This is a genomic window from Chryseobacterium sp. LJ668 (assembly GCF_019613955.1).
Taxonomy (GTDB): domain Bacteria; phylum Bacteroidota; class Bacteroidia; order Flavobacteriales; family Weeksellaceae; genus Chryseobacterium.
Genome location: NZ_CP080443.1, coordinates 2,769,576 through 2,781,876 on the forward strand (window position 1 = coordinate 2,769,576; position 12,301 = coordinate 2,781,876).

Here is a 12,301-nt window from a genome sequence, read left to right on the forward strand (position 1 = left end):
ATTTTTTTCAGTGTCTTTTTTTTGTTCAATAATGTCTTTTTTAGTAATGCCAATTACAAGAAGAGTTGCTATTATGATATAGATCTTTGTTGTAAAATCCAAATTTTATGTTAGATTTTTTAATTAAATCACCAATAGTTTCATATATTACTGTAAATATGTATAAATATTTAAGATAAATTAAGAATTTTACAATGCAGGATATTGCAGGATGCCAGAACTTTCGCAACGGTGTACTTTGGTGACAGAATTAAGTAATGTAATTAAAAATTAATATATGTCATTAATAATTAAACACAAGAATTATAAGCCGCTCATCGCACCGCTATTTTTGCTTGCGTCTGGCTTAATGTTCGGGCAACAAACTGTAAGCGATACTGCAAAAGTAGATACTAAAGATATCGAAGAAGTAGTCGTTATCGGTTACGGTACAGTTAAAAAATCAGATTTAACGGGATCAGTATCTTCGGTGTCTGCTAAAGATCTTGCTGCAACACCGGCAATGAATGCTTTACAGGCACTACAGGGTAGAGCAGCCGGACTAAATATTGTCACGGCAGGTGGTGCTCCGGGAGCTGGGGCTAACGTTACGGTGCGTGGTGGAGCTTCCATCACTCAGGGTACAGATCCTCTTTACATCGTAGATGGTTTCCAGTTAGACAACGCTTTAAATATTATCAACCCAAATGATATCGAAAGTATCGACGTTCTGAAAGGTGCTTCTGCGATCGCAATCTACGGCTCACGTGGTTCCAACGGGATTATCGTTATTAAAACGAAGAGTGGAAAAAAAGGAAAAACCACCATCAACTATAATTCCTTTATGACGTTTGACATGCTTTCAAAGAAACTGAATATGGTTTCTAATGCTGAGCAGTATGTTAAATACCAATACGAATTGGCTCAGCTTGGCGGAAAAGCAGCACAGTGGAGCAATGTTTTTGATAATAGTTTGGGAACAGATTCTCCGGGTTTTTACACTGGAGCTTTTAATAGAATTACCAATCGTTACGCTTCTGCTCCTACTTTGGATTGGCAGGATAAGGTTTTTGGAGGCACAGGAATCACCCAAAACCAAAATTTCAATATTTCTTTGGGTAATGAAAAAACCCAGGCTTTCATCAGTTATAATTATAATAAACAACTTGGTATTCTTGCCAATCATGATGAAACCCGTAATTCATTGCGTGCTAATATCAAATCTGAATTGTATAAAGGTGTCAGAGTAGATTTTGGGTCAATGTTTACTTCCCAATCTGTGAATGGAGGAGGTTCGTATGGTGGAATGAAAAAGGTTCTTTTACAACCTATAACCGGTGGAACAAAATTTACATTAGATCAGTTATATAATACACAGACCTTTGGTGATTTTTCTGCCTTCGATTCTTCTTACGACACAGAAAATCCTTATATAGAAAATAATGCCTCCACAAGTAATGCACGTTCACGTTCGTTTGTTGCGAATGCTGGTTTTGAAATTGATTTTCTTAAAAACTTTACACTCAGAACTTCCGGACAGTATACATGGAATAGTAGCAAAGCTACTTCATTTTCGGATGCGAACTCCAGAGCCTTCCTTACAGATCCTGTAAATACAGGTATCAATGGAAGTATTGGAAACAGAGAATCTTACAGTTATCAGATCACCAATACCGTGACTTATAATAAGACTTTTGCAGAAAAACACAAGGTTACCGCCCTTGCCGGTACAGAGTCCATATATGGAGTATCTGAAGGTAACAGTATAACACTTATTAAATTCCCATCACTACTAAATTACGGACTGGATCAAATTGATAATGCTACTGTAAGAGATAAAAGTGTAAGTCCGTCAACACCCGTTACACTGCTTTCATACTTTGGACGTGCAAACTATAATTATGATGACCGTTATCTTTTAACAGGTACAATACGACGTGACGGATCTTCAAAATTTTATCAGGAAAACCGATGGGGAACTTTCCTTTCTGCTGCTGCTGCTTGGCGTGTGTCTCAAGAAGGTTTCTGGAAAGATCATAAAATTAATAATATTATTAATGATTTCAAGATAAGAGCTGAATATGGGGAAACCGGAAATAATGACATTCCAAGTAATTTGTGGAGAACCAATGTAGTGTCTACAGACTATCCTTCGAATAACACAATAGGTAACCTGGCATTAGTAACCAGCCCAACTTATGGTAATATTAATCTGCAGTGGGAAGCCATGAAAGCGACCAATTTTGGGATAGATTTAGCATTTTTCAATAATAGAATAAAACTAACATCAGAATATTATAAAAATGATGTGACCAAGATGTTATTGCTAACCGTCCTCCCGGCTCATACAGGTTATTCAAACAAACAAGATAATGTTGGAACAATGACCAATAAAGGATTTGAGTTTACATTGAATACTATCAATTTTCGATCAGAAAACTTCAGATGGACTACAGACGCTAATATTGGCTTCAATAAGTCTAAAGTAACTGCTCTTGATGATGGAAGAACTTTTAGACAATTTACTGTTGGAAGTAACAGAGGCGGCCAGGTAACTTACTATGCCACAGTGGGCGAACAGTTAGGAGATATGTATGGGTATGTCTATCAAGGCATTTATACGACTGATGATTTTACACAAGCACCAAATGGTACTCTTACTTTAAAACCTGGCGTAGTGAAACCTGCTACAGGAACTCCAAAACCGGGAGATATGAAATTTGCTGCAGATAATGAAGCCGGGGATCAGTTTACAAGAAAATTAGTAAAAATAGGAAACGGTACTCCAGACTTTATTGGCGGGATTAGTAATAGTATTTCTTATAAAGGTTTTGATTTCGCAATGTTTATGAAATTCAGTGTGGGTGGTGATATTTATAATGCTACCAAACAAAGTTTGAGTCCGTACGCTTTATACCAGAACGTCCCTACAGAATTTGGTGACAACTTTTATCATTTGATTGATCCTAATACCGGGCAGGCAACTACAAATTTAGTAAGATTGAAAGAACTAAATCCTGATGAGGGATCTAAGCTGTGGAGTTTAAGCAATACCAATACAGCTAATATAACATATCCTTCTTCATATTATGTGGAAGATGGATCTTATCTGCGAATTGCTCAGGTAACTCTTGGGTATAGTTTGAATAGAGAATTTCTAGAGAAAATTTCAGTAGCTAATGCGCGTATATATGTTACAGTTAATAACTTAGCTACAATTACAGGGTATTCTGGCTACGACCCGGAAGTTACAGCAGCGAGTGGTGTATCAGTAACACCAGGCTATGATAGTTCTGCTTATCCGCGTTCAAGAAGTTACACTCTTGGTATCAATTTAACTTTCTAATATTTAAATCATGAAAAATATATTTAATAGACACAATCTTATAAAGAAACTACTACTAGTTCCAGCTATTTTAGTAACATTAATGAGTGTTAACTCATGTAGTGAAGATTTTTTAGACCAGCCATCACCTAATACATCCGATACTCAGTCGATATTTGAAAGCTTGGAAACGGCAGATCTTTTTGTTCAGGGTTGTTATAGAGGTATAGTTCCTACAGAGATGTTTTATCAGTTAGGAGCGGGTGATACAGTGGTTCACTCTGCGGAAGATGGTACAACAAATAATTCCAAATACAATATTTGTAATTATTTCTACGATGCAAAAACACCTTACACACTAACGGGGGTATATTCAGTTATGTATGCATCGATAGAGAGAACCAATATTGCGATCAGTGGATTAAGTAAAATGCCGGAAAGTCCCAAACGTAATGCCTTACTGGCAGAAGTAAAAGCCCTTCGTGCATTTTGTTACTATAATTTGATCAGAGTATATGGAGATGTTCCTGCAGTCTGGATACCGCTAGTGGAAGCAGATCCTAATGATCCCAATACTTTATATCCAAAACGTTCCTCTCGTGATGGGATCTATGATCGTATCATTGCTGATATGCAGGGATCAGTTAATGATTTGCCAACTACCGGAACATCTGAGCGGTTGAAAAAAGCATCAGGCAATGCTTTACTGGCAAGAATTGCATTGTATGCGGCAGGTTATTCTTTAAGATGGGATCTAAATACCGGAGCGCCTGGAACAATGTCTCGTCGCCCTGACAATGCAAGAGTTCAGCAATTGTATCAAATTGCAGATGCAGCATTAGAGTCTGTAATTACTGGTGGTACCAACAGTTTGGTGCAGGCTCAAAGTGGTAAAAGTGGTTTTGAAGCAATGTGGTTCAATTTCTGCCAGAGAAAATTTGGAGTGAGTGATCCGGAAATGCTTTGGCACATTGCGGAATACGGACCTAATACAAACTCAGCTTTTGGCGTCTATGCTATGGAAGGTTCTCGTGGCGGTACATATGGCTCACGTAAAGCATTACAGTTTATTTTACCAAGTTATTATCTGTCATTTAATCCTGGTGATACGCGTAGAGATGTTTCTTGTACTTCTTACAGTATTTATTTCTTAAATGCCGGTGCAGCAACAGATACCTGGGTCAATGTAGGAACTACTTACTCATGTATCTTACCGGGTAAATTCAGAATGGGATGGGGTGTTGCACCACAGGCTGCAGATGCCCGTAACCTGAACATTCCAATTATCAGATATGCAGATGTTTTACTAATGTTTGCAGAAACTCAAAATTATTTGAATGGAGGACCTACTGCTAAAGCAACAGCTGCTTTACAGCAGGTGAGAACTCGTGCAGGAATTGGTTCATTACCAATACCCGGTGGCCAACAGGCGTTTGAAAATGCTTTAGTTCAGGAGCGTAAGTGGGAATTTGCAGGAGAATTTAATCTTCGTACCGATTTGATCAGAATGAACCGTATTGCAAGCGAAATTGAAGCTACAAAACTGGCAATGAAAAACTTATCAAACCGTACAGGGGCATATGCAGCTACACCAACTCTACGTCTTTATAAATTTGAAAAGAATGCGCAGGTTTATGGTGATCCGTTCTTGGCACTTAAATATATTGATTTGACTAATCCTGTTCAGATTGCAGCAGCTTCGGCAGTGCCTACAAGTTCAGCAGGTTACGCAGCATATCAAACCACTTTGGCAGGTATAGTGACTGCAAACGGACAAACTGTAGCTGCCGGTGACAAATGGTATCCTACAAAAATGTTTGAAGCCTATACCAGTACTTTTAACGGTAATGCAAGGAAAGCAGTAGGATTTACAGGTGGATTTAATGCCATTCAGGTTGGAGCAATTATCTATACAAAACCAACAGGTTCTGCTGAAAATGGAGGCACTTATCCAAACTGGATCGAAGGTGGTGGTGATGGTCTTTTCTACGGATTTGTACCGAATAAAACAGAATTGCTTCCATTTGCATCTGCTTCTGCTGGTCATCCGATGGTTGATAATCCTAACCTTACTCAGCTACCGGGTTATTAATCAAATAATCACTTAGAGACTGTTTGAATTTTAGAAATTAAGAATGTTAGCTTAAAAGCAGCTTGTATACTTCTTGATGATTGAAATTCAAACAGTCTTTTTTATCACAAAATATTAATTGATTTACAGCCTCAATTAGATTGTTACAGTTCGTACTGATAGAGGAATTGAATGATAATAGAATTTAAAGTTAATTGATCTTTAAATCACCAATTCATCAGTACAGTGCGGGATGCCGCAGAAAAATAAACAATCTAAATTTGGTTAAAATTCAGAAAACAAAAAGAAAAACAAATGGAAAACGTAAAAACATTTAAATACGTAGATTATTTATGGGATGAAAGCAAAGCTGCATCTCTTGGTGATGACCAGGTGGCTTTATTTTTATACCGTTCAAACATATTAGGAGCAGATTTAAGAATTACCAATTATGGCGGTGGTAACACAAGTTGCAAAACCATCGAAAAAGACCCGTTGACCAATGAAGAAGTTGAGGTAATGTGGGTAAAAGGTTCAGGTGGCGACATCGGAACTTTGACAAGAAAAGGAATCGCCGGATTATATACGGAAAGATTAAGAAATCTTAAAAATGTTTATGGAGGTCTTGCAGACGAAGATAGAATGGTAGGTTTATTTGATCATTGTATTTTCGATTTGGAAAGCAAAGCTCCTTCTATTGATACGCCGCTACACGGTTTACTTCCATTTAAACACATTGATCACCTTCATCCCGATGCTTTGATTGCAGTAGCTGCCGCAAAAGACAGCGAAGCAATTACGAAAGAAATCTGGGGTGATACAATGGGTTGGGTTCCATGGCAGCGTCCTGGGTTTGATTTAGGTTTACAGTTGGAAAAATGTTTAGCCGATAATCCGGGAATCAGAGGAATCGTTTTAGGAAGCCACGGATTATTTACTTGGGGTGATACTTCTTACGAATCTTACATGAACAGTTTGGAGGTGATCGAAATGGCTTCTGAATATATCGCTAAAAAAATCCAAGAAAAAGGACAGGTTTTTGGCGGACAAAAATTAGAATCTCTTCCAGCTGACGAACGTAAAAACAAAGCTGCTCAGATCATGCCTTTGCTAAGAGGTTTGGCTTCTTCTGAAAACAGAATGGTAGGTCATTTCACAGATAGCGATGTTGTTTTAGAATACATCAACAGCAATGATTTGGAAAGATTGGCCCCACTTGGAACTTCTTGCCCGGATCACTTCTTAAGAACGAAGATTCAACCGCTAGTGTTGACTTTAGATAAGAATGAAGATTTAAGCGATTCTAAAGCTGTTTTAGAAAAATTAAATCCTCTTTTTGAACAATACAGACAAGAATACAAAGATTATTATGAAACTTGCAAGCATCCAAACAGTCCGGCAATGCGTGACCCGAATCCGGTAATCATCATTTATCCTGGAGTGGGAATGTTCAGTTTCTCAAAAGATAAACAAACGACCCGTGTTGCCAACGAATTTTATGTGAATGCCATCAATGTAATGCGAGGTGCAGAAGCAATTTCTGAATACACATCCTTACCAAGACAGGAAGCTTTCGACATCGAATATTGGTTGCTGGAAGAAGCGAAATTGCAAAGAATGCCGAAAGAAAAACCACTGTCAAGAAAAGTGGCAATCATAACCGGAGCAGGTGGCGGTATCGGACAAGCTATCGCCGACAAAATGGTTCAGGAAGGTGCGGTAGTTGTATTCACAGACCTTAATCAGGAAGCTGTGGAATCTGTAACTGCAAAATACACAAAAGATCAGGCGGTATCAGTTCCGTGTGATGTGACGAATGAAGAATCTATTGCCAACGCATTTAAAGAAGCTGTTTTAGCATTCGGTGGAGTAGATATCATCGTGCATTCTGCAGGTTTGGCGATTTCTAAATCTTTAGAAGATACAACAACTAAAGACTGGGAATTACTTGAAAATGTATTGGTAAAAGGTCAGTTTTTAATGGCGAAAAGCGGTACTGAAATCATGAAAAAGCAGAATTTAGGCGGTGACATCGTCAACATCGCAAGTAAAAACGGTTTAGTTGCCGGACCAAACAACGTAGCCTACGGAACTGCAAAAGCAGCTCAACAGCACATGACGAGATTATTGGCAGCAGAATTAGCCGCTGATAAGATCAGAGTCAATGTGGTGAATCCTGACGGTGTAATCGTTGGAAGTAAAATCTGGGAAGGCTCTTGGGCAGAAGGCCGTGCAAAAGCAAACGGAATTTCTGTAGAAGAATTGCCTGCATTTTACGCAAAAAGAAATTTATTAAATGAAATTATTCTTCCTGAAGACATCGCAAACGGAGTTTTCGCATGTGTGGCGATTTTAGATAAAACAACAGGAAATATCATCAATGTAGATGGCGGAATGGCAAATGCGTTCCCGAGATAATATTTAATGCTGAAAAAAAATATTTAATTATTAAATTGGAGGCTTACTATTTTGTTAAGCCTTCAAGTAATAAGAATAAATCTTCTGTATAAAGAGCCACGAAGTGGCGACATATAAGTAGCACAGGGTAAAACACTGTGAGCAAATATGAATAAAGATTTTTTAAAAATCAAATCATGATTATAGGAAAAGATATCATTGAACAACACAATAAAAACGAAGTTGAAAATTTCAATTCAGACTTCACATATTTATCAGATAAACTAACAAAATCAGGAGCAAACGTTTCAGATATTGTTAACAAAATCGCCGACTTTCAGGTAGCAATTCCAAGCTGGGCTTTAGGCGCAGGCGGAACCCGTTTCGGAAGATTTTCTTACGGTGGCGAACCTGCTGTTTTGGAGCAGAAATTAGATGACGTTGGATTGCTTCACGCGCTGACTCATTCTGCTGGAGCGGTTTCACTTCACATTCCATGGGATATTCCAAGTGATGTAAGTGCTTTGAAAGAAAGTGCGGCGTCTCACGGATTGATCTTTGATGCGATGAATTCAAACACGTTTCAGGATCAGCCGGATGCTAAACATTCCTACAAATTCGGTTCTTTAAATTCTGTTAACGAAGATTCCCGAGCTTACGCTGTTGAACACAACAAAGAAGTGATCAGAATCGGAAAAGAATTAGGTTCAAAAAGCTTAACTGTTTGGTTGGCTGACGGAGCGAGTTTTCCTGGGCAGTTAAATTTCCAGACTGCTTTATCAAACACTGAAAAAAGCTTAAAAGAAATTTATGCAGGAATGCCGGAAGACTGGAAACTGTTTATCGAGTACAAGCCTTACGAACCGAATTTCTATTCAACAACCATTCAGGATTGGGGAACTTCTTTCATGTTGGCCAATGCTTGCGGTGATAGAGCTTTCACTTTAGTAGATCTTGGTCATCATTTACCAAACACCAATATAGAGCAGATCGTTGCAACTTTAATGTACAAAGGTAAATTGGGTGGTTTCCACTTCAACGATAGCAAATATGGCGATGATGATTTGACGGTTGGTTCTATTAAACCTTATGCTTTGTTCCTGATCTTCAACGAATTGGTTTACGGAATGGAAAACAACGCCAACAATCCGTATCCTGCATGGATGATCGATGCAAGTCATAATATCAAAGATCCTTTAGAAGATCTGTTACAATCTTTGGAAGCCATTTTAATCGCTTATGCTCAGGCACTTTTGGTTGATCAGAAAGCTTTAAAAACAGCACAGTTAAACAATGATGTCGTAGCAGCACAGGATATTTTGCAGAATGCGTACAGAACAGACGTTCGTCCGTTGTTGAAAGCCGCAAGATTACAGACTGGTGCAGCCTTAAACCCGATTGCTGCTTACAGAAGTTTAAAGGTGAGAGAAACCTTGATTTCTGAAAGAGGCTGGGCAAAAGCAACCGGATTATAAAATCCGTTTCAATTGATAATTTCAACTTTCAGGTGCAATTGGAAGTTAATTATATATCCTTATATAGTACCGTTGAGTAGAGAGTGTTTGGAAATTAGGGATACTTCGTTAATTGGGAAATCAGTGGATTTTTTTCTTAATTCTCTTAGTTACTAAACACTCCTTAATGGTTTTAAATTTTTTTTTAAGAACACGATGATATTTTTTATAAAAAAGATTAAATTATAAAGAACTTTGTTTTCTTCGCTAAGTGGAACGCCTTTGCGAACTTAAAAACATTTAGCATTTAAAAAACTTTGCACACTTTGCGTTAAAAAATAGTAGAACAATTCTAAAATCACATTTGAAAAAAAGCTAGTCCCCATTTTATAATAAATTATTAAATTCATTTCAGGAATGTCAAAAAAAAAGGTAACCATCGTATTTGATATTGGGAAAACCAACAAAAAGTTTTTTTTATTTGATAAAAATTACAAAGAAGTGGTGCGTGAATACACCGAACTTCCCCTTACCACTGATGAAGATGGTTATCCTACAGAAGATCTTGCAGCACTTCAAAACTGGATCAAAGATAATTTCAATGCCATTCTTGATGATGAAAATTATGAAGTGAAAGCCATTAATTTTTCGACTTATGGAGCAAGTTTTGTACATCTCGATCAGAAAGGAAATGTTTTAACGCCGCTGTACAATTATACCAAGCCGATGGATCAGGATATTCTTGATTTATTTTATGAAAAACATGGCAGCAAACTGAAAATTGCCCGCGAAACCGCATCTCCTCAAACGGGAATGCTCAACTCCGGACTGCAATTATTCTGGTTAAAATACAAACATCCGGAAGTTTTTAAAAAAATCCGTTACAGTCTGCATTTACCTCAGTATTTATCGTATTTATTTACAGGAATTTGCGTTTCAGAATTTACCTCAATTGGCTGTCATACCAATTTGTGGGATTACGACAAAGCAGATTATCACGACTGGGTGTATGAAGAAGGAATTGATGCCTTGCTGGGACCCATCGTTCCGACATCGGCAAGTATAAACACTTCGTACAGAAACAAAAAAATTAAAATCGGTGTTGGAATTCATGATAGCTCATCAGCACTATTACCGTATATTTTAAGTAAAAAAGAACCGTTTTTATTGCTGTCAACAGGAACTTGGAGTATTTCTTTAAATCCGTTTAATGATGAAAGTTTAACGGATGAAGATATCGAAAACAACTGTCTGAATTACATGAGAATCGACGGCAAACGTGTGAAAGCGTCCCGTTTTTTCATGGGAAATGAATACAAAATTCAGGTTGAAAAATTGTGTGATTATTACGGAAAAGAATATGGTTTTCACAGAGAAGTACAATTTGATCAGGATTTGTATCTGCGGCTGATGAAAAATAAAAATATCTATTTCCGTTTTGAAGGGATTATTTTAAAACGAAAAATGATTACAGCTACAGATTTAAATTCATTCTCAACCTTTGAAGAAGCTTACCATCAATTGATGATCGAGTTAATGGATTTGCAGATTCACACCATTACCAACGCTATTGGAAATTCAGAAATTAAAAATATTTATATCGACGGCGGTTTCACAGACAATGATGTCTTTATGAAACTGATGTCGCATCATTTCCAGCATTACAATGTGATGTCTACGCATTCTCCGTTGGGATCGGCTTTGGGTGCATCGATGGTAATTTCTAATAAAAAAATAGACGAAACGTTTTTACAGCAGCATTATCAGATGAAAGTGCTGCAGCCACTTATTCTTAATCTATAAATTGGTTGGAAGCTGGAAGTCAGATGCCGAAAATTAAAATGAATATTATTGATAATCATCCAGTTTTCAAAATAAAACATCCATCACCCAACAATAAACATCCAACAACTAAGCTATGTCCTTTCCATTTGATACCAATTATGCCTCGCTTGAACTTTTAATTGAAAGAGCAAAGAAAAAAATGCCCCGTTTCGCTTTCGAATATTTGGACGGAGGCTGTAATGAAAATATCAACCGCGACAGAAATACGAGCGAATTACGAGAAGTTTTGCTTCGTCCGCAATACTTGAACAACAATTACACGGAAGCCAATATGGAAACGGAATTATTTGGGGTAAAATATTCTGCTCCATTCGGGATTTCTCCTGTTGGTTTACAAGGTTTGATGTGGCCCAATGCTCCGGAAATTTTAGCAAAAGCAGCTTTTAAACATAATATTCCTTTCATTTTAAGTACGGTAACGACCAGCAGTATCGAAAGAATTGCAGAACTGACGGAAGGAAAAGCTTGGTATCAACTGTACCATCCTAAAGAAGAATGGTTGCGTGATGATATTCTTGACCGTTGTGAAGCTTCTGGTTATGATGTTTTGTGTGTTTTATCCGATGTTCCAACTTTTGGTTACAGAGCAAAAGAGATCAGAAACGGTTTGGCAATGCCACCACAGCTGAACTTCAGAAATGTTTCCCAGGCTTTGGCAAGACCGGAATGGTGCCTTGAAATTTTGAAACAAGGCGTTCCAAGTTTTAAAACGATGGAAAAATACATGGACAAAAACATGAACGTAAAACAGTTGGGACAGTTCATGAACTCTACTTTTTCCGGCAGATTAAATTCAGACAGAATCAAAGCCATCCGTGACAAATGGAAAGGGAAATTAGTCATAAAAGGCGTCGCTTCCGACGAAGATGCAGCAGAAGCGGTACGTTTAGGATTTGATGGAATGATCATTTCCAATCACGGCGGAAGACAGTTGGATGCCGGAGAATCTACGATTGCCGTGGTAAAAGAGATCAGTGAAAAATACAAAGGTCAGATTAAAATCATGATGGACAGCGGCGTAAGAACCGGTCCGGATGTTGCCCGTGCTTTGAGTTGCGGTGCTGAATTTACCTTTATGGGAAGAACGTTTATGTATGCAGTTGGAGCGCTTGGTGATAAAGGCGGAGACCATATTATTGAAATGCTGAAAATGCAGTTCAGACAGGTGATGGAGCAGGTTTGCTGTGATACACCGGAGGAGTTGCAGAATTTTAGGGTGAGGTGACTTTA

Annotated in this window: 6 protein-coding genes; all 6 read left to right on the forward strand. The window is 37.9% G+C overall.

All coding sequences use genetic code 11. From position 1 onward, the window contains the following. The first annotated feature begins 277 nt into the window (after positions 1 to 277). Positions 278 to 3,325 (forward strand): SusC/RagA family TonB-linked outer membrane protein, encoded by a 3,048-nt coding sequence (locus K0U91_RS12960; protein ID WP_219969315.1) that lies wholly within the window; start codon positions 278 to 280, stop codon positions 3,323 to 3,325. Positions 3,326 to 3,335: 10 nt separating this feature from the next. Continuing rightward, positions 3,336 to 5,396 carry a RagB/SusD family nutrient uptake outer membrane protein gene (locus K0U91_RS12965; protein WP_220179952.1) on the forward strand — a complete coding sequence of 687 codons (2,061 nt, stop codon included), beginning with the start codon at positions 3,336 to 3,338 and terminating at the stop codon, positions 5,394 to 5,396. Between the two features lie 294 nt (positions 5,397 to 5,690). Beyond that, positions 5,691 to 7,793, forward strand: a complete 2,103-nt coding sequence (locus K0U91_RS12970) for a bifunctional aldolase/short-chain dehydrogenase (RefSeq protein ID WP_219969313.1) — start codon at positions 5,691 to 5,693, stop codon at positions 7,791 to 7,793. A 176-nt stretch (positions 7,794 to 7,969) separates the two neighbouring features. Continuing rightward, positions 7,970 to 9,247, forward strand: coding sequence for a TIM barrel protein (locus K0U91_RS12975; protein ID WP_220179953.1), 1,278 nt, complete (start codon positions 7,970 to 7,972; stop codon positions 9,245 to 9,247). Between the two features lie 396 nt (positions 9,248 to 9,643). Continuing rightward, positions 9,644 to 11,029, forward strand: a complete 1,386-nt coding sequence (locus K0U91_RS12980; protein ID WP_219969311.1) for an FGGY-family carbohydrate kinase — start codon at positions 9,644 to 9,646, stop codon at positions 11,027 to 11,029. A 115-nt stretch (positions 11,030 to 11,144) separates the two neighbouring features. Next, positions 11,145 to 12,296, forward strand: coding sequence for an alpha-hydroxy acid oxidase (locus K0U91_RS12985; protein WP_220179954.1), 1,152 nt, complete (start codon positions 11,145 to 11,147; stop codon positions 12,294 to 12,296). Positions 12,297 to 12,301 lie beyond the last annotated feature (5 nt).

Bases quoted from the DNA above. Each gene is read 5' to 3' on its own strand.
- K0U91_RS12980 (WP_219969311.1), top strand. From the start codon at position 9,644: ATGTCAAAAAAAAAGGTAACCATCGTATTTGATATTGGGAAAACCAAC.
- K0U91_RS12975 (WP_220179953.1), top strand. From the start codon at position 7,970: ATGATTATAGGAAAAGATATCATTGAACAACACAATAAAAACGAAGTT.
- K0U91_RS12965 (WP_220179952.1), top strand. From the start codon at position 3,336: ATGAAAAATATATTTAATAGACACAATCTTATAAAGAAACTACTACTA.
- K0U91_RS12960 (WP_219969315.1), top strand. From the start codon at position 278: ATGTCATTAATAATTAAACACAAGAATTATAAGCCGCTCATCGCACCG.
- K0U91_RS12985 (WP_220179954.1), top strand. From the start codon at position 11,145: ATGTCCTTTCCATTTGATACCAATTATGCCTCGCTTGAACTTTTAATT.
- K0U91_RS12970 (WP_219969313.1), top strand. From the start codon at position 5,691: ATGGAAAACGTAAAAACATTTAAATACGTAGATTATTTATGGGATGAA.